Source organism: Streptomyces solitudinis (assembly GCF_036323765.1).
In the GTDB taxonomy this organism is placed as follows: Bacteria; Actinomycetota; Actinomycetes; order Streptomycetales; family Streptomycetaceae; genus Streptomyces.
Window position 1 is genome coordinate 255043 of sequence record NZ_JAZDCW010000007.1, and the last position, 23061, is coordinate 278103.

Annotated in this window: 21 protein-coding genes; 6 read left to right on the forward strand and 15 right to left on the reverse strand. The window is 76.0% G+C overall.

Annotated elements, in window-relative coordinates:
• From V1J52_RS19790 to V1J52_RS19815, 6 genes are all read right to left on the reverse strand, one after another.
• Positions 1 to 2532 (reverse strand): NACHT domain-containing protein, encoded by a 2532-nt coding sequence (locus V1J52_RS19790; protein ID WP_330141222.1) that lies wholly within the window; start codon positions 2530 to 2532, stop codon positions 1 to 3.
• Between the two features lie 115 nt (positions 2533 to 2647).
• On the reverse strand, positions 2648 to 3892 hold the full coding sequence (locus V1J52_RS19795; RefSeq protein WP_330141223.1) for a sensor histidine kinase: 1245 nt from the start codon (positions 3890 to 3892) through the stop codon (positions 2648 to 2650).
• Between the two features lies 1 nt (position 3893).
• Complete coding sequence (gene cseB, locus V1J52_RS19800) at positions 3894 to 4601, reverse strand: two-component system response regulator CseB (RefSeq protein ID WP_330141224.1); 708 nt, start codon at positions 4599 to 4601, stop codon at positions 3894 to 3896.
• Positions 4602 to 4632: 31 nt separating this feature from the next.
• A complete protein-coding gene (locus tag V1J52_RS19805; RefSeq protein WP_330141226.1) occupies positions 4633 to 5355 on the reverse strand; it encodes a hypothetical protein in 723 nt (240 codons plus the stop codon).
• Positions 5343 to 5912, reverse strand: a complete 570-nt coding sequence (locus V1J52_RS19810; protein WP_330141227.1) for a SigE family RNA polymerase sigma factor — start codon at positions 5910 to 5912, stop codon at positions 5343 to 5345. Before V1J52_RS19810 ends, V1J52_RS19805 begins: the two co-directional genes overlap by 13 nt.
• 157 nt (positions 5913 to 6069) lie before the next feature.
• Positions 6070 to 7017, reverse strand: coding sequence for an iron-sulfur binding domain-containing protein (locus tag V1J52_RS19815; protein WP_330141228.1), 948 nt, complete (start codon positions 7015 to 7017; stop codon positions 6070 to 6072).
• Positions 7018 to 7206: 189 nt separating this feature from the next.
• Here V1J52_RS19815 and V1J52_RS19820 point away from each other — a divergent pair, with 189 nt between their 5' ends.
• The gene (locus tag V1J52_RS19820; protein WP_330141229.1) at positions 7207 to 8097 is read left to right on the forward strand and encodes a hypothetical protein; all 891 of its coding nucleotides are present in this window, start codon (positions 7207 to 7209) and stop codon (positions 8095 to 8097) included.
• Between the two features lie 48 nt (positions 8098 to 8145).
• On the opposite strand, the gene disA is transcribed toward V1J52_RS19820, so the two are convergent.
• Together disA and radA are read right to left on the reverse strand one after the other, a co-directional pair.
• On the reverse strand, positions 8146 to 9240 hold the full coding sequence (disA, locus tag V1J52_RS19825; RefSeq protein WP_443075874.1) for a DNA integrity scanning diadenylate cyclase DisA: 1095 nt from the start codon (positions 9238 to 9240) through the stop codon (positions 8146 to 8148).
• 78 nt (positions 9241 to 9318) lie between these two features.
• Positions 9319 to 10725 (reverse strand): DNA repair protein RadA, encoded by a 1407-nt coding sequence (radA, locus tag V1J52_RS19830; RefSeq protein WP_330141230.1) that lies wholly within the window; start codon positions 10723 to 10725, stop codon positions 9319 to 9321.
• 225 nt (positions 10726 to 10950) lie between these two features.
• Here radA and V1J52_RS19835 point away from each other — a divergent pair, with 225 nt between their 5' ends.
• The gene (locus V1J52_RS19835) at positions 10951 to 12828 is read left to right on the forward strand and encodes a BACON domain-containing protein (RefSeq protein WP_330141231.1); all 1878 of its coding nucleotides are present in this window, start codon (positions 10951 to 10953) and stop codon (positions 12826 to 12828) included.
• A gap of 31 nt (positions 12829 to 12859) precedes the next feature.
• Here the strand turns inward: V1J52_RS19835 and V1J52_RS19840 are convergent, their stop codons facing one another.
• Positions 12860 to 13717, reverse strand: a complete 858-nt coding sequence (locus tag V1J52_RS19840; RefSeq protein ID WP_443075875.1) for a DUF3109 family protein — start codon at positions 13715 to 13717, stop codon at positions 12860 to 12862.
• 60 nt (positions 13718 to 13777) lie between these two features.
• Between V1J52_RS19840 and V1J52_RS19845 the strand changes: the two genes are divergently transcribed.
• The 3 genes from V1J52_RS19845 (at position 13778) to ilvD (ending at position 17691) form a co-directional block, all read left to right on the forward strand.
• Positions 13778 to 14710, forward strand: a complete 933-nt coding sequence (locus V1J52_RS19845) for a Ppx/GppA family phosphatase (RefSeq protein ID WP_330141232.1) — start codon at positions 13778 to 13780, stop codon at positions 14708 to 14710.
• Between the two features lie 155 nt (positions 14711 to 14865).
• On the forward strand, positions 14866 to 15654 hold the full coding sequence (locus V1J52_RS19850) for a sugar phosphate isomerase/epimerase family protein (protein WP_330141270.1): 789 nt from the start codon (positions 14866 to 14868) through the stop codon (positions 15652 to 15654).
• Between the two features lie 195 nt (positions 15655 to 15849).
• Positions 15850 to 17691: a dihydroxy-acid dehydratase gene (ilvD, locus tag V1J52_RS19855; protein ID WP_330141233.1), complete on the forward strand. Its 1842-nt coding sequence runs from the start codon at positions 15850 to 15852 to the stop codon at positions 17689 to 17691.
• A gap of 116 nt (positions 17692 to 17807) precedes the next feature.
• On the opposite strand, the gene V1J52_RS19860 is transcribed toward ilvD, so the two are convergent.
• Complete coding sequence (locus tag V1J52_RS19860) at positions 17808 to 18383, reverse strand: heme-binding beta-barrel domain-containing protein (RefSeq protein WP_330141234.1); 576 nt, start codon at positions 18381 to 18383, stop codon at positions 17808 to 17810.
• A gap of 251 nt (positions 18384 to 18634) precedes the next feature.
• Between V1J52_RS19860 and V1J52_RS19865 the strand changes: the two genes are divergently transcribed.
• A complete protein-coding gene (locus V1J52_RS19865; protein WP_330141235.1) occupies positions 18635 to 19006 on the forward strand; it encodes a DsrE family protein in 372 nt (123 codons plus the stop codon).
• Positions 19007 to 19151: 145 nt separating this feature from the next.
• Here the strand turns inward: V1J52_RS19865 and V1J52_RS19870 are convergent, their stop codons facing one another.
• The 5 genes from V1J52_RS19870 to V1J52_RS19890 all read right to left on the reverse strand — a co-directional run bounded on the left by V1J52_RS19870 (position 19152) and on the right by V1J52_RS19890 (position 22787).
• A complete protein-coding gene (locus V1J52_RS19870) occupies positions 19152 to 19439 on the reverse strand; it encodes a DUF1416 domain-containing protein (protein ID WP_330141236.1) in 288 nt (95 codons plus the stop codon).
• 40 nt (positions 19440 to 19479) lie between these two features.
• Entirely contained in the window at positions 19480 to 20319 is an 840-nt protein-coding gene (locus V1J52_RS19875; RefSeq protein WP_330141237.1) for a sulfurtransferase, read from the reverse strand.
• A 453-nt stretch (positions 20320 to 20772) separates the two neighbouring features.
• The gene (locus tag V1J52_RS19880; protein ID WP_330141238.1) at positions 20773 to 21483 is read right to left on the reverse strand and encodes an LmeA family phospholipid-binding protein; all 711 of its coding nucleotides are present in this window, start codon (positions 21481 to 21483) and stop codon (positions 20773 to 20775) included.
• Between the two features lie 63 nt (positions 21484 to 21546).
• Positions 21547 to 22521 carry a hypothetical protein gene (locus tag V1J52_RS19885; protein ID WP_330141239.1) on the reverse strand — a complete coding sequence of 325 codons (975 nt, stop codon included), beginning with the start codon at positions 22519 to 22521 and terminating at the stop codon, positions 21547 to 21549.
• Positions 22518 to 22787: a MoaD/ThiS family protein gene (locus tag V1J52_RS19890; protein ID WP_330141240.1), complete on the reverse strand. Its 270-nt coding sequence runs from the start codon at positions 22785 to 22787 to the stop codon at positions 22518 to 22520. The genes V1J52_RS19885 and V1J52_RS19890 overlap by 4 nt, the downstream gene beginning before the upstream one ends.
• Between the last annotated feature and the right edge of the window lie 274 nt (positions 22788 to 23061).

Genomic DNA, 23061 nt, shown 5'->3' on the forward strand with positions numbered 1-23061 from the left:
TCACTCGTCGGACAGGTCCGTCCGGAGCGGGTCGGCCGTCCTCACCCGCACGTGGGCCGGGATCGTCGCCGCGGCGGGTCCGTGGACGGCGTCCGGCAGCAGCAGGGTGCGCAGGTTCGGGAAGGCGTCGAGCCACGGCCTGCCGCCCGGCGCCACGTACCCGGCGGCCAGCCACAGGTGGGTGAGCGTCCCGGCCGGGATCAGCTCCACCAGGTCGGCCGGGTCGTAGGGCTGGCTGACGTGCACGCGGGCCCGGCCGCCCAGGGCGCGCAGCGCCCGCAGGTGCTCGGGCCCGGCCGCGGTGACGTACAGGTCGTCGCCGGGCAGGTGGGCGATGACCTCCTCCGCGTACAGCTCCGTGTCGAACCGGTGCCAGGCCCAGCTGAGCTGCCGCCGCACGCGCGGCGACGGGTGCGAGCGGTAGCGGGCCAGGAACGGGACGGCCGCGTCGTCGGGGATGTTCGTGGCGCACAGCACGACGCGGTGGGCGGTCCGGTCCGACAGCCCCTCCGGCCCCGGCAGCAGGCCGAGCACGAGCCGTCCGCCGAACTGCGCGAGCGCGCGGGCGGTGTCGGCGTCGGCCGGCGGGATGAGCGGTTCGATGCTGCGCTCGACGGCCCGCCGGACCGCCGGGTCCAGCTCGGTGGCCTGTTCCAGGCAGGCGGCGGCCGTCACGACGCGCCGGATGTCGGTGGCCCCCGGCTCCGGAAGCAGCGCCGTGAGGATGCGGGCGCGCTCGGCCGGGCGGGCGTGGGCGACGGCCATGCACAGCACGTCCTCCCACTGGTCGTCGCCGGCGTGGCTCAGGAGCAGCGGGAAGTCGCCCTCCTCGACGGCGGCCTTCGCGGCGAGGTGGTCCTGGAAGGTGCGGTGCACGAAGTGGACGCGCCCCTCGGCCGGTTCGCGCAGCAGCCCGGAACGGTCCAGCAGGTGGCGGTACACCTCCTCGGGCCCGGCGGTGACGTGGGCCATCTGCGGCAGGGCGCGGGCGAGCTGGCCGACGGCGTCCGGCCGGTCCATCTCCGTGCAGCCGTTGCGGATCATCCAGTGGGCGAGCTTCTGGAGGAGGGTGACGGAGGTCTCCCGGGACAGCCGCAGCCCGCCGTCGCGCACGGCCCGCTCGACGTCCCGCCGCTCCAGCAGCATGGACAGGGCGGCCTCGTAGAGGTCCTTGCGGCCGTGCGGGAGGAAGCCGCGCCGCTCCCGGTGCAGGGCGCACAGCAGGCCGCACATCAGCGGGTTCACCGCGAGTCTGGCCAGGGCGGCCGAGGCGCGGACGCGGCCGAGGAGGGCCTCGCCGAGCGCCGGGTCGGCCTCGGCGGCGGTGTGCCAGCGGCGGACGAAGGCGGCGACGTCGCCGCGGCCCATGGGGGCGAGCGTCAGTTCGGCGAAGCCCTCGCGGGCGAGCCAGTCCTCCCGGACGGCGGAGGGGCGGGACGTGACGAGCCACAGGTTGCCGGGGAACTCGCCGAGGAGGTCGCGCAGCCAGCGCCGGGCGGCGTCCCGTTCCCGCTCGGGGATCTCGTCGATGCCGTCCACGAGCAGCAGGCCGCGCCCGGCGCGCAGGACGCGCGCGGCCCAGCCGTCGGGCTGCTCGGCGGCGAGCGCGGAGCCCGCGGCGCGCAGGAAGCGGTCCGGCGCGGGCGGCTCGCCGTCGCGCAGCACCCGGCGCAGCGGCAGCACGAACGGGACGCGGCCGACGAGGTGGGTGAACCGTTCGTCGTAGACCTGCCGGGCCGTGGTGATGGCCAGCCACTGGACGAGCGTCGACTTGCCCGAGCCCGCGTCGCCGCGCAGGAGGACCCGCTCGCGGCCCTGGAGCGCCCGTTCGGCGGGCAGCGGAACGCCGCCGTCCTCGGCCTCCAGGGAGACGTAGGCGGTGTCCAGCGGCCATTCGCGGGCCTGGCCGAGGTCGAGCCCGTAGATGGTCAGCTCGCCGTGCCGGCGGGCGACGTGGGCGGCGTACGCCTCCTCGAAGCGGGCGTCCCGCGCGGTGCGGGAGGGCACCCGCTCGGCCAGCAGCTCCGTCATCGTCACCAGGCGGTCTAGCCGCGCGGACTGCTCGACCAGGGTGCGGGCGACGAAGGCGGAGTTCTGGGTGAGGAAGTTCAGGACGTGCAGGCACACCGTGCGCAGCAGCGGCTGGAACAGGGCGTCGGCGTCGGCGGAGAGCCCGCCGGGGTGCCCGGCCCGCAGGGCGAGCGCCTCGGGGCCGAGACGGACGGCCTGGACGTCGTCCATGTCGAGGTCGCCCAGGCGGTGCAGGGCGGTGGCGAGCGCGTCGGCCACCTCCTGCTGGACGTGCTCGGGCGGGGCGTCGTGCGGGCCCGCGTCCCGCGCGTACCGGGCGACGGCCTCCCGGGCGAGGCGGCGCACGTCCCGCTCGTCCAGGGTGCGCTTCTCGCCGCGGAAGGAGAACCACCCCCCGAGCCGCACGGGCCGCTCCACCAGCTCCGCGCCCGTCCCGCGCCGGACGAGGACCTTCCGCACCAGCGGCGCCACGGCGCCGACGGCCAGCCGCGTACCGAGCATCGTCGCGTCCACTCAACCCCCCGCCAGCGCTTACCGGTTGACACAACCTTAGAGGGCTGGGCCGCTCGCAGGGGCGGCCCCCTCGCGGCGGCCCCCTCGCGGGCGGCGGCAGGGCCTACCGGTCCCCGGGCGGGGGAGCGGGCGGGAGGCGGAGGGTGGCCAGGGCGCCGGGGGCGGCGTCGCGGAACGTCAGCCGGGCGCCCAGGACGCGCGCCTGGCCGGCCGCGATGGTGAGGCCGAGGCCGTGGCCGCCCCCGGCGCGGTCGGTCGAGCCGGTGCGGAAACGGCTCGGCCCGTCGGCCAGCAGTTCGGCGGGGAAGCCGGGGCCGTGGTCGCGCACCCGCAGGCTCCGGTCCTCGACGGTGACCTCCACCGGGGGCGCGCCGTGCCGGACGGCGTTGGCGACGAGGTTGCCGAGGATGCGCTCCAGGCGGCGCGGGTCGGTGGCGACGACGGCGTCCCGCACGACGGTGACGTGCGCCTGCGGGGCCAGCGTCCGCACCCGGCGGGTGACGAACTCCCCCAGCTCCAGCTCCTGCAGTTCGGCCCGTTCGGCGGCGCCGTCCAGGCGGGCCACCTCCAGGACGTCCTCGACGAGGGTGCGCAGCACCTGGGCCCGGTCCCGCACCAGTTCGGCGGGGCGTCCGTCGGGCAGCAGTCCCGCCGCGGTGACCAGACCCGTCACCGGGGTGCGCAGCTCGTGCGCGATGTCGGCGGTGACCCGCCGCTCCGCCTCCAGCCGGGCCTGGAGGGCGTCGGCCATGGCGTCGATGGCGCGGGCCAGCTCGTCGGTCTCGTCCTGCGCCCGGCCGCCGATGGCCTCGCGCACCCGCACCTCGGCGTCACCGGCCGCGACGCGGCCCGCCGCGGTGGCGGCCTTGCGCAGCCGCCGGGAGAGCCCGCCGCCGATCAGCACGCCGAGCGCGGTGCTGCCGAGCACCACGGAGGCGGAGCCGACGACGAGGGTGCGGTCCAGCCCGGAGAGCACCGAGTAGCGGTCGGTGAAGCGGGCGTGCAGCGACAGCACGTCCCCGTCGGGCAGCCGGGCCGCGGCCCACACGTCGGGGGCGTCGCCGCCGCCCTCGGTGACGTAGGTGGCCCGCTCGCCGTCGCGGACGGCGCGCCGCAGCGGCTCGGGCAGCTCGGGGTCGTTCAGCTCCGCGCCCAGCGCCAGCCGTTCGGTGGAGTCGAAGATGCGCTGCGCGGACCGCAGCCGCTCGTCCTGCACGTCCCGGCTGTTGTTGATCATCGTGACCCGGGCGGCGTTGTGCACGATGAGGCTCAGCAGCAGCGCGACCAGGGCGCTGACGGCGGCGATGGCGGCGCTGACCTTCCACCGCAGCCCGGCCCGCAACGGCACCTCAGCCCCTGAACTTGTAGCCGAAGCCGCGGACGGTCTCGATGCGGTCCTGCCCGATCTTCGCGCGCAGCCGCTGCACGTGCACGTCCACGACGCGGGTGTCGCCGCCCCAGCCGTAGTCCCAGACCCGCTCCAGCAGCCGGTCGCGGGACAGGACGCTGCCGGGCGCGGCGGAGAACTCCAGCAGCAGCCGCATCTCGGTGGGCGTCAGCGGGACCGGCGCGCCCGCGCGGCGCACCTCCATGCCGTCGGTGTCCACCTCCAGGTCGCCGAAGCGCAGGACGCCGCCGGGCGGGGTGCCGGCCGCTTCCGCCGGTCCGGTGCCGTCCAGGGCGCGGGAGTGCTGGAAGCGGCGCAGCACGGCCCGGATACGCGCGACGAGCACGGCGCCGTCGAACGGCTTGGTGACGTAGTCGTCGGCGCCCGCCTCCAGGCCGAGCACGACGTCGATGGCGTCGGCGCGGGCGGAGAGCATGATGACCGGCACCGTGGACTCGTCGCGGATGCGGCGGCACAGGCTCACCCCGTCCAGGCCCGGCACCATCACGTCCAGCAGGGCGACGTCCGGCTGGTCGGCGCGGAACGCGGCCAGCCCGGCCAGCCCGTCGGGCACCGCCGTGACCGCGAACCCGTCTCGTTCGAGTGACAGTTGGAGCGCCTCGCGGATGACGTCGTCGTCCTCCACGAACAGCACGTGTGTCTCGGCCACCCGGCACTCAGCCCTCTCCGTCACCCGACGTTCAGTCCTCTCCGTCCGCGCGACCCTCGGTGGGGTCGGGGAACTCCCGGTAGCTGCGGTCGACCTCCACGAAGCCGCCGTCCTTCCAGGCGAACACCAGTGTGTCCTCCCCCGACGGGCAGCAGCGGGCGTCGCCGTCCAGCCGGACCTCCTGCCGCACGGTGAGGTGGTCCTCCTCGATCGCCGCGTAGACCCCGGGGGAGGCGGCCGCGTACAGGGTGCGCCAGTCGCCGTCGCCCTCCTGGTGGTACACGTAGCTGCCCGCGCCCTTGCCGTCAGAGCAGTTCGAGACGTTCACCACCAGATCGGACGCCCCGTTGCCGGTGAGCCGCCCGTAGGCGACGTCCACCGGCCAGCCGCCGTCCTCCGTGCACGGCCGGAGCTGCCGCCTGACCTCCGCGCTCACCTGCGGGTCCCGCCGCAGCAGCGAGACGACCTCCACCTCGCCCCGCGCGCCCGGCGGCGAGACGGGCGCGGCCGCGGTCGGCTCCGGGGCCACGGCCCCCTCCGGGCCGCCGGACGGCGCCGGCTCCGCGGCGGAGGCCGTGCCGCCGGGGGAGGGCGTGGCGGAGGCCGCGGGCAGCGGCGTGGCCCGCGCCCCCGCGTCCCCGGGCGCGGTGACCGACTCCTCCATCCGCAGTCCGTCACCGGCCGTGCAGCCGGTGAGCGCGACCGTGGCCAGCAGCGCGGCGCCGAGGACCTTCCCCGCGCTCAGGCCGCACACGGGACGCGGTCCCCCCGGTACCCCTGCTCCCACTGCCGCTCCCTGTGCTCCTGCGCCGCCCGGCCTTCCAGCTCCGCCCGCAGGCGGGCGAGCGCGCGGTGCAGCGTGCTCTTGACGGTGCCCGTGGACATGCCCAGGGCCTCCGCCGTCTCCTCGGTGCTCATCTGCTCCCAGTGCCGCAGCACGACCACGCTGCGCTGCTTGGGCGCCAGGACGCCGAGGACGTCCACCAGCAGGGCCCGGTCGGCGTGCTGCCCGAACCGGTCCTCCTCGCTGGCCACCTCGGGCAGGGTGTCCGTCGGCACCTCCTGGAGCCGCCGGGCCCGCCACCACTCCGTACGGGTGTTGATCATGACGCGGCGGAGGTAGGCGTCGGCGAGCGCCTTGTCCTCGATGCCGTCCCACTTGCCCAGGGTCCGCACGAGCGCCGTCTGGAGGAGGTCCTGCGCGTCCAGCGGGTCGGCGACGAGGCGGCGGGCGCTGCGCAGCAGGGCGTCCTGCCGGTCGCGCACGTACGACTCGAAGGTGCCGAAGCCCTCCTCGGTCTGCTGCGTCACGTGTGGCCTCCCCATGGCTCCACCGGCTGTCCGTGTGTCTACGGCCCTGACGGTAGGGAGGCGGTGTTGCGGCACCACGCTGGGTACCGCACGGACGCCGCACGGCCGCCCATCGGTTGTGTAACACCGGTGCCGGTGGGGGCGGCCCCGCCCCGCCCTAACCGTGCGGCAGCCGGTAGCGGTCGCCGGACAGCGGCTCGACGAGCCCGTCCGCCACCAGCCCGTCCAGCGCGCGGGCGCGTTGGACCGCGTCGTCCCACACCGCGTCCAGCGCCTCCTGCGGCACGGGCGCCGTCGCCTCGCGGAGCACGGCCAGGAGCTTGCCGCGCACCTGGCGGTCGGTGCCCGCGTACGTCTGGCCGCGGCGCGGCGGCCCGTCGTGCGGCGGAGAACCGGCCAGCCGCCAGACGCACGCGGCGGAGATCGGGCAGCGGGCGCACTGCGGGGAGCGGGCGGTGCACACCAGCGCGCCCAGTTCCATCGTGGCGGCCGCCCAGCGCGCCGCCAGCGCCTCGTCCTCGGGCAGCACCGCGCGGGCCAGCCGCCGTTCGGCCGCCGTGGTGGCGTTCGGCGGGTACTGGGTGCCGTTCAGGGCGCGGGCGAAGACGCGGCGCACGTTGGTGTCCAGCACCGCGTGCCGCTTGCCGTAGGCGAACGACGCGACCGCGGCGGCCGTGTACTCGCCGACGCCGGGCAGCGCCAGGAGCTGCGCGTGCTCCGCCGGCACGTCGCCGCCGTGCCGTTCCGCTATGGCGACGGCCGCCCCGTGCAGCCGCAGGGCGCGGCGCGGGTAGCCCAGCCGTCCCCAGGCGCGCACCGCCTCACCGGGCGGCTCGGCCGCCAGGTCGGCCGGGCGCGGCCAGCGGGCGAGCCACTGCTCGTACACCGGCAGGACCCGGTTGACCGGCGTCTGCTGGAGCATGAACTCACTGACCATCACCCCCCAGGCCCCGGCTTCGGGGCGGCGCCAGGGCAGGTCGCGGGCGTGGGCGTCGAACCAGTCGATGACGGGACCGTGGAGCGCGCCGCCGCCGGGCGGGGGGACGTCCCCGGTGCCGGGGCGGCCGGGCCGGCCGGTCGCGCTGTGCTCGGTGGTAGCAGTCATGGCACCCACGATCCTGGCACGGTGCGCGGCGGGAGTGAAACGCCGCGCGCCGGTACCGCCCCCGGTGCTCCGCCGCCCCACGTGCGGCGGAGCGCACCGGGGCGCGCACCGGCCACTCATACGAAAAGTTGTCACCCGCCTCGGCGAGTGGCGCTCTGCCATGTGGCTGAAGTCTCGTAAGGTTTCCGCGTGGGTTCTCTGCGCAATCCGGTCGGGCCGCTTCCCTCCTCCATCTACTGGCGGCGGAGGGCGGTCGCGCTGTCCGTGGTCGTCGTGCTCGCCCTGCTGGCGGTGTGGGTGTTCGTCTCCGGCGACGGTGGCGGAGGCGACCAGGCCGGTGGCGGCAAGGACGACGGCAGGGGGGCGACCAGTCCCATCACACCGGGGCCCAGCGCCACCGAGTCGCTGCCCGACGACCGGCCCGGCGGCCGCGAGGACCCGGGCGGCACCACGGGCGGAGACAGCGGGGGCGGCGAGGGCGACGGGGACGGTGCGGACGCCGGTCCGGGTTCCGGTTCCGGTTCCGGTGCGGGCGGCGGCACGGGCGGGGCCGGCGCGGCGGACGGCCCCGGCTCCGGCGGCGCGGGCGGCCCCGGCTCCGGCTCGGGCGGTTCCGGCTCCGGCGGTGGAGCCGCCGCGGGCGGCGGCTCCGGCGGTGCGGATCCCGGCGCGGCCAACCTGCCCGTCTGCGCGGCCGGCCCGGTGAAGCTCGGCCTGGTCAGCGTCGAGAACACCTACGCGCCCGGGGAACGCCCCAAGCTGCGGCTGACCATGGAGAACTCCGGCGGCGCCGACTGCCGGGTGGGCGTCGGCCCCGGACAGGCCGTCATCACCATCTCGAACGCCGAGGACGACACCGTCTGGGCCTCCGACCACTGCGCCGAGGACGCGGACGCGGCCGTGCTGCGGGTGCCCGCGGGCGCCGAGGCCACCCACACCGTCGGCTGGGACCGCAGGCGCAGCGCCGAGCGGTGCCCGAAGGACGCGCGCCGCGCCGCGGGCCCGGGCACGTACCTGGCCGAGGTGGAGATCCCCGGGCTCGGCACCGCGCAGACGTCCTTCGTCCTCACCAAGGACTGAGCGCGGCCCGCTGCCCCGGGCCGCCCGGTGCGGCGTGCCGTCAGGCCGTCACACGTACCGTTCGAGGATCGAGGACTCGGCGAGGCGGGACAGGCCCTCGCGGACCGAGCGGGCCCGCGCCTCGCCCACGCCCTCGACCGTCTGGAGGTCGTCCACGCTGGCGGCCAGCAGCTTCTGGAGCCCCCCGAAGTGGTCCACCAGCCGCTCGATGACGGTGTTGGGCAGCCGCGGCACCTTGGCCAGCAGCCGGAACCCGCGCGGCGACACCGCCGAGTCCAGCGTCTCGGGGGCGCCGCTGTAGCCCAGCGCCCGCGCGACGGTGGCCAGTTCCAGCAGCTCGGAGTGGGAGAGCCGGTCCAGGTCGCTCAGGGCGCCGCTCACCGTGCGGGGCTTCTTGCTGCCCGTCGGCACGTAGTCCCGCGCGACCAGCTCGCGTTCGGGCTCCACACCCGCGATCAGCTCGTCGAGCTGGAGGGACAGCAGCCGTCCGTCGGTGCCCAGCTCGACCACGTACTCGGCGATCTCGGTGGCGATGCGGCGCACCATCTCCAGGCGCTGTGCCACGGCGGAGACGTCCCGGACGGTGACGAGGTCCTCGATCTCCAGCGCGGAGAGCGTCCCGGCCACCTCGTCCAGCCGCAGCTTGTACCGCTCCAGGGTGGCCAGCGCCTGGTTCGCCCGGGAGAGGATCGCCGCCGAGTCCTCCAGGACGCGGCGCTGCCCGTCCACGTACAGCGCGATGAGCCGCATCGACTGGCTGACGGAGACGACGGGGAAGCCCGTCTGGATGGAGACGCGCTGCGCCGTGCGGTGCCGGGTGCCCGTCTCCTCGGTGGGGATCGACGCGTCCGGCACGAGCTGCACCCCGGCCCGCACGATCTTGGTGATGTCCTTGTCCAGGACGAGCGCGCCGTCGAGCTTGCACAGCTCCCGCAGCCGGGTCGCGGAGAACTCGACGTCCAGCACGAAACCGCCGCTGCACAGCGGCTCGACCGTCTTGTCCATGCCGATGACGATGAGACCGCCGGTGTTCCCGCGCAGGACGCGTTCCAGGCCGTCGCGCAGCGGAGTGCCGGGGGCGACCGCGCTGAGTGAGGCGCGCATCAGCCTGTCAGCGGCTCCTGCCCGGTCGTTGGCTGCCACGGCGCTCCTTTGGTCGTGCGTAGGGTCGTGCGTACGTACGGGCGAGACCAGGGCAAAGTCTACCGGCGGCGCCCGCGCTCAGGACGAGGAACGTCCGGCGGGGGCCTTCGGGCGCCCGGTCGGCAGGGCGCGCAGCGCGTCGCCTATGTCCGCGACCTCCAGGACCCGCATCCCCGCGGGCACCCGGCCGGGGTCCGCGGGGACCAGGGCGTGCGTGAAGCCCAGCCGCGCCGCCTCGGAGAGCCTGCGCTGCACGCCGGTGACCCGGCGCACCTCCCCGGCGAGCCCCACCTCGCCGATCGCCACCAGGTTCTTCGGCAGCGGGGTGTCGATCGCGGCGCTGGCCAGGGCGAGGGCCACGGCCAGGTCGGCGGCGGGCTCCGAGAGCCGCACACCGCCGACGGTGGCGCTGTAGATGTCACGCTTGCCCAGGGCGTTGATCCGGCCCCGCTGCTCCAGCACCGCCAGCATCATCGACACCCGGGAGGTCTCCAGCCCGGAGGTGGTGCGCCGGGGTGAGGGGATCTGCGAGTCGACGGTGAGGGCCTGCACCTCGGCCACCAGCGGACGCCGCCCCTCCAGCGTCACCGTCAGGCACGTGCCGGGGACCGGCTCGTCGCGCCGGGTCAGGAAGAGACCCGACGGGTCGGCCAGCCCCGTGATGCCCTCGTCGTGCAGCTCGAAGCAGCCCACCTCGTCGGTGGCGCCGTAGCGGTTCTTCACCCCGCGCACCAGGCGCAGCCGCGCGTGCCGGTCGCCCTCGAAGTGCAGCACCACGTCCACCAGGTGCTCCAGCAGCCGGGGACCGGCGATCGCGCCGTCCTTCGTGACGTGGCCGACCAGCAGCGTGGCCATGCCGCGCTCCTTGGAGGCCCGGATCAGCGCCCCCGCGACCTCCCGGACCTGGGCCATGCCGCCGGGCGCCCCGTCGATCTCGGGGGAGGCGACCGTCTGCACCGAGTCCAGCACGAGCAGCCCCGGCTTGACCTCGTCCAGGTGGCCGAGCACGGCGGAGAGGTCCGTCTCGGCCGCCAGGTACAGGTGCTCGCTCAGCGCGCCGATCCGGTCCGCCCGCATCCGGACCTGGCCCGCCGACTCCTCCCCGGTGACGTAGAGCGTGGGGCGCCCCTCGCCGCCCGCCTTGGCGGCGACGTCGAGCAGCAGCGTGGACTTGCCCACGCCCGGCTCCCCGGCCAGCAGCACCACCGCGCCGGGCACCAGACCGCCGCCGAGCACCCGGTCCAGCTCGGGGACGCCGGTGGGGCGGGCCGCCGCCTGGCGGGCGTCCACCTGTCCGATGGGCAGCGCGGGGGAGGACACCCGGCCGGGGGCCGTCGTGCGCACGCCGGGGGCGGCGCCCGCCTCCTCGATCGTGTTCCAGGCGTGGCACTCGTGACAGCGTCCGAGCCACTTGGGCGTGGTCCATCCGCAGTCGGTGCAGCGGTAGGTGGGTCGGTCCTTCGCGGACGACTTGCGGGCAGCCATGCGGCTCACCGTAGCGGCGTGCGCGGACAGGGACCCCACCGGCCGACGGCGGGCCTCCGGCGAACAGCTGCGGCCGGACGGTGACCGGCACCCGTCCGGGGCCCGGCCGTCCGGCAGCCAGGCGCCCGGCCCCGTCCCCCTTCGGGTGACATCGCCACTCGTACGGGTTAAACCTGGGCGGGCGGACGGGGCATCCCCGCGCGAGCCGCCTACCGTCGCCGGGTGATGAGCAGCAGGCGCGAGCACCCCGACACCAGCGGCGCACGCCGGGCGCGCCGGGCGGCGCCGCGCGCTGCCGCGTCCGCGCAGCCCGCGCACCGGGCCGCCCGGCCGACGGGGGCGCACCGCGCGGCCCGCGGCGGCGCCGCCCGGCGAGAGCGCGCGGAGGAACGGCGGGAGGGACGGCGCGAGGAGCGCCGGGAACGCGGCGAGGGACGGCGCGGCGAGCGCAGAAACGATCACCGGGCCGGGCGCGGCGGGCGCGGCAACCGGGACGGGACGGGCGGCAGGGGCGCGGAGGAGCGGCCGCCCGCGCACTTCGACTCCTACCTCGACGGCCTCTTCACGTACTGCCTGTCCGTCATGTGCGAGCACGACGCCGCCATCACGGCGCTCGGCCAGGCGCTCGCCGTCGCCGAACGGCAGCGGCTGCGCGACCGCGCCCCCGCGGACCCGGCCGACCACCGCCCCTGGCTCTACGCCCTGGCCCGCTGGTCCTGCCTGCGGCGGCTCGGCGCCGGTCCCGCCGCCGCGGAACGGCCGGTGCTCTCCGGTCCGGCCGCCGACCAGCGCCGCAGGGAGCTGGGCGCGCTCTCCTGGCCGGAGGCCGCCGGAACGGCGCCCGAACAGCGCGAGGCGCTGGAACTCGCCGTCCGCCACCGGCTCCCGGTCCACGAGGCCGCCGCCGTGCTGTCCCGCAGCCCCGACGACACCCGGGCGCTGCTGTCCAGCGGCGCCTGCGAGGTGGAGCGGACCCGCGCGGCGCTCGCGGTGGTGACCACGGGCGGCTGCGCGGACGTCGCCCGCATCGCCGCCGACCACGAGGTCCGGCTCGGCACCGTGCTCTGCCGGGAACTCGTCCGGCACGTCGACGAGTGCCGCGTCTGCCGCCGCGCCGCCGAGCGGGCCATGGCCGGGCACGGCTGGCCCGGCACCGCGCCCGCGGGCTCCGGCACGCTGCCCGTCCTCACCGCGCCCCGGGCCGCCGTGCACGCCGCGCTGTGCGCCGCCCTGCGCGCCCGGCTGCTGCACGTCCCGCGCTTCGACCGGCGCGGCTTCCCCGTCCCGGACCGCGACCGCGCCGCCCGCCGCGAACGGCTGCGCAGCCGCGCCGTCACCACGACGGTCGTGGCCACCGTCATCGCCGCGCCGGTGCTCGCCGTCTGGGCCGCGTACCGGGGCGCGCCGAGCGCCGGGGACGCCCGGGACGACGCCGTCGCGGCGGCCGAGGCCCGCGAGGGGGAGACGCCCGACGCCTCCCCCTACGACGGACCCGAGCGCCTCGACGGCGACCACGGCACCACGCGCGGTCCCGGCGAGCGCAGGACGGACCTGCCGGGCGCCCCGGCCCGGCCCGGCGCCGCGGCGCAGCCGGACGGCTCCGCGGGCGCGGGCGCGGGAACGGGGCAGCAGGGCGCCGCGCACACCCCCTCCGCCCCGCCCGCCACGCAGGACCCGGGAGGCCCGGTGCGGCGCGGCCCCGGACGGCTGACGGTGGAGGCGGGCACGTCGGACGGGGCGACGCTCGTCACGCTCACCGCGTCCGGCGGCGCACCGGTGTCGTGGACGGTCTCCTCGGACGCGCCGTGGCTGCACCTGAGCCGCACCTCGGGCACGCTGGCGCCGGGCGAGTCCGTCACGGTCCGGGTCACGGTGGACGCGGCGGCGGAACCGGAGGGGGCCTGGGCCGCGCGGCTCACGGTGGCGCCGGGCGGCACGGTCGTGACCGTCGAGGGCCACGGCCGGGCGGCGCCCACCCCGGGCCCGTCCGAACCCCCGCCCTCACCCGGCCCGGGGCCGTCCGACCCGGACACCCCGGACCCCACCCCGACGGAGCCGCCGTCCTCGGAGGCGGCCTCCTCCCCGGAGCCGGTGGAGCCCTGACCCCCGGGCGGGCGCCCCGCGGTCCCGGGGCTCAGCCGCCGGACGCGGGGGGACCGGCCGGGTGGGGCGGATCGGCCGGACGGGGCGGATCGGCCGGGTGGGGCGCGAGGAGCGGCAGCCGGGAGGCGAGCCGCTGCTCGCAGAACTCCACCAGCCGGTCGTACCCGGCCTTGCCCATCAGCTCCGTCAGCTCCGCCCGGTAGGAGACGTACACCGGTTCGGCCCCGCCGTGCGCGGACGGCGCGCCCGTGCACCACCAGTGCAGGTCGTGCCCGCCCGCGCCCCAGCCCCGGCGGTCGTACTCGCCGATCGTCACCTGGAGCCGCTGCTCGCCGTCCGCCCGCTCCACCCAGTCGTAGGTGCGCCGGACGGGAAGCTGCCAGCACACGTCGGGCTTCGTCTCCAGCGGCTCGCGGCCCTCGCGCAGGGCCAGCAGGTGCAGCGCGCAGCCCGCGCCGCCCGCGAAACCGGCCCGGTTGTTGAAGACGCAGGCCCCGCCGTGGCGGCGGGTCTTGCGCTCGCCGTCCTCGTCGGTCTCCGTCCAGCCCGAGCGGGTGCCGACGTCGTGGAACTGCCAGGTGTCCGGCGTCAGCCGCGCCACGTGTCCGGCCACGCGCCGCTCGTCGTCCTCGTCGGAGAAGTGCGCGCCCAGGGTGCAGCAGCCGTCGTCCGCCCGGCCGGCCCTGATGCCCTCGCAGCCCCGGCCGAAGACGCAGGACCAGCTCGACGTCAGCCAGGTGAGGTCGCAGCGGAAGACCTGCTCGTCGTCGGCCGGGTCTGGGAACTCCACCCAGGCCCGTGCGTGGTCGAGGTCCACCTCGTCCCCGGCCGCGCGGCGCCGCGCGCCGCCGATGTCGCCTGCTGTGCCCGGTTTCGCCGTCTTGCCCACGCCCCCAGGGTACGGGCCTGGGCACCGGTGACCGGCCGCGGCGCGTTAGCGTTCTCCCCCATGAGACTCGGTGTCCTCGATGTGGGTTCCAACACCGTCCACCTGCTCGTGGTGGACGCCTACCAGGGCGCCCGTCCGCTGCCCGCCTACTCGCACAAGGCGGAGCTGCGCCTGGCCGAGCTGCTGGACGCGGCGGGCGCCATCAGCGCCGAGGGCGTGGACCGCCTCGTCACCACCGTCCGCGAGGCGCTGGAGGTCGCCGAGGACAAGGGCGTGGAGGACGTCCTGCCCTTCGCCACCTCCGCCGTGCGGGAGGCGAGCAACGGCGGCGAGGTCCTGGACCGGGTCGCGGCCGAGACGGGCGTGCGCCTGGGCGTGCTGTCGGGGCCGGACGAGGCGCGGCTCACGTTCCTCGCGGTGCGCCGCTGGTTCGGCTGGTCCTCGGGACGGCTGCTCGTGCTGGACATCGGCGGCGGTTCGCTGGAGGTCGCCTACGGCATGGACGAGGAGCCGGACGCCGCCGTCTCGCTGCCGCTGGGCGCCGGGCGGCTGACGAACGACCGGCTGCCCGCGGACCCGCCGGACCCGGAGGACGTCCGGGCGCTGCGCCGCCACGTGCGGGCGGAGATCGCCCGGATCGTGGGCGAGTTCAGCCGCCTGGGGGCGCCGGACCACGTCGTCGCCACGTCCAAGACGTTCAAGCAGCTCGCCCGGCTCGGCGGGGCGGCCCGCTCGGCCGAGGGGCTGTACGTGCAGCGGGAGCTGAGCCGCGCGGCGCTCGTGGAGTGGGTGCCCCGGCTCGGCGGGATGACCGCCGCCCAGCGCGCGGAGCTGCCCGGCGTGTCGGCGGGCCGCGCCCGGCAGCTCCTGGCGGGCGCGCTGGTCGCGGAGGCCGCGATGGAGCTGTTCGCCGTGGAGGCGCTGGAGATCTGCCCCTGGGCGCTGCGCGAGGGCGTCATCCTGCGCCGTCTGGACCAGCTCCGCGGGGCCTGACCCGGCGCGGGGGACGCCCCGGTGGCGTCCCCGGCCGGAGCCGGGTGTGAGAACCGCCGCAGAGACCTTCCGCCGCGCCCCGTACGCTGGGGCGCGTGGTTGCAGACGCACGGGCCGGACGCGGCCCCGGCCGGAACGGTGGCGGCGGCGCCGGGATCAAGGTCGCGCTGTCCACCGCCTCGGTGTATCCGGAGACGACCGCGGCGGCCTTCGAGATGGCCGGGCGGCTCGGCTACGACGGCGTCGAGGTCATGGTGTGGACGGACCCGGTCAGCCAGGACATCCCCGGTCTGCGCCGCCTCGCGGACCAGTACGGCGTCCCCGTGCTCGCGGTGCACGCGCCGTGCCTGCTCATCACCCAGCGGGTGTGGTCCACGGACCCGTGGATCAAGCTCCAGCGGGCCCGCAGTGCGGCCGAGCAGCTCGGCGCGTCCACCGTCGTCGTCCACCCGCCCTTCCGGTGGCAGCGCGGGTACGCCCGCGACTTCGTGCGCGGGGTGTGGCGGATGGCCGACGAGACGGACGTGCGCTTCGCGGTGGAGAACATGTACCCCTGGCGCTACCGGGACCGCGAGATGCTGGCGTACGCGCCCGGCTGGGACCCGACGGACGACGACTACCGGCACTTCACGATCGACCTCTCGCACACCTCCACGGCCCGCACCGACACCCTCGCCATGCTGGACCGCATGGGGGACCGGCTCGGGCACGTCCACATCGCCGACGGGAGCGGCTCGGCGAAGGACGAGCACCTGGTGCCGGGGCGCGGCAGCCAGCCGTGCGCCGAGGTCCTGGGGCACCTGGCGGGCAGCGGCTTCACCGGGCACGTGGTGGTGGAGGTCAACACGCGGCGGGCGATGTCCTCCGCCGAACGGGAGGCGGACCTCGCCGAGGCGCTGGCCTACACCCGGCGCCACCTGGCCGCCGCCCCGCACCGCCGCTGACCGGGCCCGAGCGGCCACGAACGGCTCCGGGCGGGCCCGCGGGGGCCCGGCGGCCGGCCGGGACCGTGCGTCCGGTGTCTCATCATGTGGCAGGGGCGTCCGGATCTTGAACCGGGCGGCGTACGCTCGAAGGTCACGAGGCGCCGCGCCGCGCCCCGTACCGTCACATCTCGTCATCGTCAGGGAGTGGACACCATGCCCGAGCTGAGGTCCCGCACCGTCACCCACGGCCGCAACATGGCGGGCGCCCGCGCCCTCCTCCGCGCCGCAGGCGTAGCCCGCGAGGACTTCGGTAAGCCGATCATCGCCGTGGCGAACAGCTTCACCGAGTTCGTGCCCGGGCACACCCACCTCCAGCCGGTCGGCCGGATCGTCTCCGAGGCGATCAAGGAGGCGGGCGGCGTGCCCCGCGAGTTCAACACCATCGCCGTGGACGACGGCATCGCCATGGGCCACGGCGGCATGCTCTACTCGCTGCCCTCCCGCGATCTGATCGCCGACTCCGTCGAGTACATGACGGAGGCGCACTGCGCGGACGCGCTCATCTGCATCTCCAACTGCGACAAGATCACCCCGGGCATGCTGATGGCCGCCCTGCGCCTCGACATCCCCGTCGTGTTCGTCTCCGGCGGCCCGATGGAGGCCGGGAAGACGACGCTGGTGGACGGCACCGTGCGCAGCAACCTGGACCTGGTGCACGCCATGTCAGAGGCCGTCAGCGACACCGTCTCGGACGAGGACCTGGAGCGCATCGAGGAGGCCGCCTGCCCCACCTGCGGCTCCTGCTCGGGCATGTTCACCGCCAACTCCATGAACTGCCTCACCGAGGCGCTCGGCCTGGCGCTGCCGGGCAACGGCTCCGTCCTGGCCACCCACACCGCCCGCCGGGAGCTGTACGAGGCGGCCGGCCGCACGGTGGTGGACATCACCCGGCGCTACTACGAGGAGGACGACGCGACGGTGCTGCCGCGCAACGTCGCCGGGCGCGCCGCCTTCGAGAACGCCATGGCCCTGGACGTCGCCATGGGCGGCTCCACCAACACCGTCCTGCACCTGCTGGCCGCCGCCCAGGAGGCCGGGCTGGACTTCACGATGGCCGACATCGACGCCGTCTCGCGCCGGGTGCCGTGCGTCTGCAAGGTCGCCCCCAACGGTGCCTACCACATGGAGGACGTGCACCGGGCGGGCGGCATCCCCGCGATCCTCGGCGAACTCCAGCGCGCCGGCCACCTGCACGAGGACGTGCACGCCGTGCACAGCCCCTCGCTCGCCGACTGGCTCAAGCAGTGGGACATCCGGGGCGGCTCGCCCTCCCCGGAGGCCACCGAGATGTTCTACGCCGCCCCCGGCTGCGTCCGCTCGGCGACGGCCTTCTCGCAGTCCGAGCAGTGGGACACCCTCGACACCGACGCCGCGGGCGGCTGCATCCGCGACGCCGCCCACGCCTACTCGGCCGACGGGGGCCTGGCCGTCCTGTACGGCAACCTCGCCGAGGACGGCTGCGTGGTGAAGACGGCGGGCGTGGACGAGTCCATCTGGACGTTCGAGGGCCCGGCCGTCGTCGTCGAGTCCCAGGAGGCCGCCGTGGAGGCGATCCTCACCAAGCGGGTCGGCGAGGGCGACGTCGTCGTGGTGCGCTACGAGGGCCCCAAGGGCGGCCCCGGCATGCAGGAGATGCTGTACCCGACGGCGTTCCTCAAGGGGCGCGGCCTCGGCGCCAAGTGCGCGCTGATCACCGACGGCCGGTTCTCCGGCGGCACCTCGGGCCTGTCCATCGGCCACGTCTCGCCGGAGGCGGCGGCGGGCGGCACGATCGCGCTCGTCCGCGACGGCGACCGGATCGCCATCGACATCCCGAACCGCACGATCGAGCTGAAGGTCCCCGCAGCGGAGCTGGACTCCCGCCGGGAGGCCCTGGACGGGCGCTACGCCCCCGCGGCCCGCGACCGCAAGGTGAGCCAGGCGCTGCGCGCCTACGCCGCGATGGCGACCTCCGCCGACAAGGGCGCGGTGCGCGACGTCGGCAAGCTCGGCTGAGCACGGCCGGGGCACGGCCGTTACGCGGGAAGGGCCGGGGAGACGCCGCGCGGCGTCTCCCCGGCCCTTCCCCCGCGCCCGTACCGCCGGGCGTCAGGTGCCGGCCCGTCAGGGCGTCACTTGAAGAACGCGATGCCGTCGTCGGGCAGGTCGGCGACGTCCCTGGCCCACTCGCGGGGGTCCACGACCTTCTTGAGCTGGGCCGACATGTAGGGGCGCAGCGGCACCGACGGGGTGGCCTTCTCGCCGACCCACATCAGGTCGCCCTTGACGTAGCCGTACAGCCGCTTGCCGCCGCTGTACTCGCCCGCCGAGGCGAGGCGGGCCACGGCGTCGGTGGCCAGCTCGATCTGCGGCTTGCCCTCGGCCAGCTCGCCGTACCAGACCTCCGCGACGCCCTGGTCGCGGACCATGACGGCCTCGACCTTGCGGTCGGAGCTGATCCGCCAGTACCCGGACTCGGACTCCAGGGGGCGGACCTTGCTGCCCTCGCCGTCGAGCAGCCAGGTGTGCGAGGCGTACTCCAGGAAGTCCCGCCCGTCGTGGCGGAAGGACAGCTCCTGGCCGAAGTTGCCCTGCTCGGCCGCGCCGGAGGGGCCGGGGAAGTCGGCGACGCCCGCACCCGTCCAGTTGCCGAGCAGGAAGGCGAGGGGGACGAGGTCGGGGTGCAGGTCGGACGGGATCTCGATCATGGGGAGTTCAGACGCTCGCTCGGTGGGGTGCGGACGGGACCGGTCAGCGCTGGCCCTGGAAGAGCTTCTTCACCACCAGGCCGGCGAAGGCCGCGGTGCCGACGACGACCAGGATCATCAGGGCGATGAAGAAAATCTCAAGCACGGGGGTGCTCCTTGCGCGGCTGGTGTACGGGCAGGGCCGGTGCCGAGTCTAGTCGCCGCCGGGAGGCGCGGCGCTGTGAGGTCCGCCGCCCGGATACGGTGAGCGGATGACGGAGAGTGCGAAGAGGCTTGTCATCAAGGTGACCGCGGGAGCGGACGCCCCCGAGCGGTGCTCGCAGGCGTTCACGGTGGCCGCGGTGGCCGCCGCGAGCGGCGTGGAGGTCTCGCTGTGGCTCACCGGGGAGTCGGCGTGGTTCGCGCTGCCCGGACGGGCCGCCGAGTTCGAGCTGCCGCACGCCGCGCCGCTGCCCGACCTCATCGAGGGCGTGCGCGCGGGCGGGCGCATCACCCTGTGCACCCAGTGCGCAGCCCGGCGGGGCATCGAGGAGCAGGACGTGCTCGACGGCGTGCGGATCGCGGGCGCGCAGGTCTTCGTCCAGGAGGCCATGGCCCCGGGCACGCAGGCGCTCGTGTACTGACGCGGGGGCCGCGCCGTCCCTCCGCCGCGGCGGAGGGACGGCGCAAGCGGACGGCGGACGGCGCGCGGCGGACGCGGACAGCGGAGAGGGCCGCGCCCCCTGGCGTCCAACCCCGGGGTGCGGCCCTCTCCGGTCCGGTGCCGCGTCACACGGCGATGGCGACCTCCGCCACCCCGCCGGTCTGGGCGACGACCGTGCGGTCCGCGGTGCCGCCGGGCACCAGCGCACGGACGGTCCAGGTGCCCTCGGCCGCGTAGAACCGGAACTGGCCGGTCGCGGAGGTGGGCACCTCGGCGGTGAACTCGCCGGTGGAGTCCAGCAGCCGCACGTAGCCGGTGACGGGCTCGCCGTCGCGGGTCACGTTGCCCTGGATCGTCGTCTCACCGGGCTTGATCGTGGAGGCGTCGGGGCCGCCTGCCTGTGCTCCGCACATGGGGTGTGTGTCCTCTCGGATGTCTGAAGGTCAGGCGGGGTTACTTGGCGGGGCCCAGCTCGATCGGCACGCCGACCAGCGAGCCGTACTCCGTCCAGGAGCCGTCGTAGTTCTTGACGTTCTCCTGGCCCAGCAGCTCGTGCAGGACGAACCAGGTGTGGGCGGAGCGCTCGCCGATGCGGCAGTAGGCGATGGTGTCCTTGGCCAGGTCCACGCCCTCCTCCTGGTACAGCTCCCTCAGCTCGTCGTCCGACTTGAAGGTGCCGTCGTCGTTGGCCGACTTCGACCAGGGGATGTTGCGGGCGCTCGGCACGTGGCCGGGGCGCTGGGACTGCTCCTGCGGCAGGTGCGCCGGGGCGAGCAGCTTGCCGCTGAACTCGTCGGGGGAGCGGACGTCCACCAGGTTCTGGGCGCCGATCGCCTCGACGACGTCGTCGCGGAAGGCGCGGATCGAGGTGTCCTGCGGCTGGGCGCGGTACTCCGTCTTCGCGCGGGTGGGCACCTCGGCGACGAGGTCGCGGCTGTCCAGCTCCCACTTCTTGCGGCCGCCGTCCAGCAGCCTGACGTCGCCGTGGCCGTAGAGCTTGAAGTACCAGTAGGCGTAGGCCGCGAACCAGTTGTTGTTGCCGCCGTAGAGGACGACGGTGTCGTCGTTGGCGATGCCCTTCTCGGAGAGGAGCTTCTCGAACCCGGCCTCGTCGACGAAGTCCCGGCGCACCGGGTCCTGGAGGTCCTGCTTCCAGTCGATCCTGACCGCGTTCTTGATGTGGTTCTTGTCGTAGGCCGAGGTGTCCTCGTCCACCTCGACGATGACCACCTTCGGGTCGTCGATGCGGGCCTCGACCCAGTCGGCGTCCACCAGGACGTCACTGCGGCTCATGGGATCTCCTCCGGGGGATGTGCGGTGCGGTGGTGAGGTGGTGCGGTGGGGCGGCCGTGCGGCGGCGGGCGGACGGCCGCCGCGGGGGCGCGGGCACGGCGCGGGCGCGGCGCGCGGGCGCCGACGGGACGCGGCGCGGGCGGCGGCGGGCCGTCAGGCGGCGGGGCGACAGAGCATGGCGGCGACGCGGCACAGGTCCACTGTCCGTCGCTTGGTGAGATCCGCCTGTCGGGTCATGCCCCCGATCGTAAGGACGGGCGCGCCCGGTGTCACCGACGTTCCGCATGGCGAGACGTGATCGTTTGTATGCTGGGACGACCGCCGGGTGTCCAGGCCCGCCGACGGCCGGGCGTCCCGGCCGCGGGCCCGTGCCCCGCCCGTGTCCCGCCCCTGGGGACGGCCGCGTCTCGGATGACGAGACCCGGCCCTGGGGGCGCCCCGCCGGGCCGCGCGTCAGCCGGTGACGCTGATCCGCTCGCCGGCGAACCGCACGTCCACGCCGTCCTCGGTGGCCTCGATGCCGGTCAGCCGCACCCCTGCGGGCAGGCCGTCGATCTGCCGGGTGAAGTCGATCCGCTGCCGGATCAGCTCCTCCACGCCGGGGATGCCCTCGCCGGGCACCTCGTCGGCGTGCAGCCGGATGGTGTCGCCGTCCTCGACGGTGAGGGTGCTCGTCGTGGACGCCTCGACGGTGCGGTCGAGCCCGGGGACGCGCGCGCTGCCGGTCACCTTCACCGTGGACGCGCCGCCGCCCTCGGCCGGGCCGCCGTAGGAGATCGTCACGTCCTCCTCCGCCGCCGCGCTGAGGTCCGCGTAGGTGACGTGCGCCGTGCCGGTGGCCGTCTGCGCGACGGCGCTGGTGAAGCTCTCCGAGAGGGCGATCCGGCGGGCCTGGATCTCGAACTCGCTGACCTGGAGCGAGCGCGAGCCGCTGCGCGCCGTCACGCCGCCGAGCGTGACGTCCACCGCGTCCAGCTCCCGGCTCGCGACCTGGGTGAGGAAGGGGAAGCCCCGCACGGAGACCTCGGCCTCCTGCGCACCGCGCGCCGACTTGGCCTCCTCGGCCAGCCGGCCCTCGACGTAGTTCACCGCCAGCCGGTCCGCGGCCACGAACAGCCCGCCCAGCACGAGCAGGACGATGAGTGTGATCCGCAGTGCGCGCATGGCCGTCGGCCCCCCTGGTCGGCTGGTCCCCCGGCGATCCTAACGGCCGGTACGCGGGCCCCGTCAGGTGGTCAGGCGGGCCAGCACGTGCACGGCCGGGGCCGCGAGGGTGAGCGGCAGCGCGACGCCCGCCGTCAGGTGCACGAACCGCGACGGCCAGTCGTAGCTCGCCGCCCGCAGCCCGGCCAGGGCGCACAGCGCGGCCGCGGCGCCGGTGAGCGCGGCGGCCACGGCGTCGTCCGGGCCGACGGCGGCCGAGGTGGCCCAGGCCGCACCGGTGCCCGCGAGCAGGGCCGCCGCCACCGACAGCGGCCCCGGCAGCGGCACCCGCCGCACCAGGACGGCGCCGGCCACGGCCGCGGCGCCGACCGTCACCAGACCGGCCGAGACGTCCACGGCGGCGAGGTACCCGGCGGCGAAGACGGTGAGCACGGTGGCGGCGACCCCGGCGGTCAGCGCGTACAGCCGCTCGTCGGGCGTGCTGCGGCTGCGGAGCTGGAGGACGAGGACGAGCAGCACCCAGAAGCCGAGCGTGCCGAGCAGGGCCGTCTCCGCGTGTTCCCGGTCCGCCAGGAGCAGGGCCGCGTCCGCGGTGACGCCCGCCAGGAAGGCGAGCGCGATGCCCTGCCGGGCCGGCCACATGCCGTTGAGCCGGTACCAGCCCGCCGCCGTCAGCGCCTGGAGGAGCAGCAGCGGCACGACGAGCGCCCAGCGCCCGGCGGGCGCGGCGAGGGCGAGCAGACCGGCGAGCACGGCCGTGGCGAGGGCGGCCCGCGCTCCGGGCGGGATGACCGGGTCGCCGGTGCGCTCGGCGACGCCGCCGGGGCCGTGCACGGACCGGGCGGCCTGCTTCCGCCGCCGCCCCCCGCCGCCCTGCCGCCGGGCGGGCGGACCGGCCTGCGGCTGCGGCCCGGGGCCCTCACCGGGCACGGACCGCTGCGGGGCGGGCTGCTGCGGCACCGGCCGCTGCGGGACGGACTGCGGGGACGCCGGCGGCTGCGGGGGCCGGGGGCCGTTCCCGTCCTGCGGGTGGCTCACCGGGCACCCCCGGCGAACGGCGGGAGCACCTCGACGGTGCCGCCCTCGGCGAGCCGCACGGCGTCGTGGGCCCGGGTGCCGACGGGGTCGCCGTCCACGAGGAACGAGCAGCGCGGCAGCACACGGGCGAAGTCCGGGCGGGCCGCGTGCCGGGCCCGGGCGGCGTCCAGCGCCTCGGCCAGCGTCGCGGCCTGGTAGGGCTCCTCCGCGACCCCGGCGGCGGCTTTGGCCGCCGCCCAGTAGCGGATGGTTCCGTGTACGGACATGTCGTCGACTCCCAGCCGTGCGGGCGGTTGTGCCGCCCCCATCATGCCGGGTGCGCCGGGGCCCGCCGCCCGGGTCCCCCGGCCTGTCCGGACGGTGCCGCACGGCGGGCGACGGCGCCCGGGAGGGTGCCGGGAGAGTGGCGGGAGAGTGCAGGGGAGTGGGTGACGGGGAGTGACGTATGCGACACGAACATGGGCCTTGGCGCCACGCTGGGCTATCCTGCTGGACAGAAGGACTCGGGCAACGTCGCCTCTGAGTCCTTTTCGTGCTTTC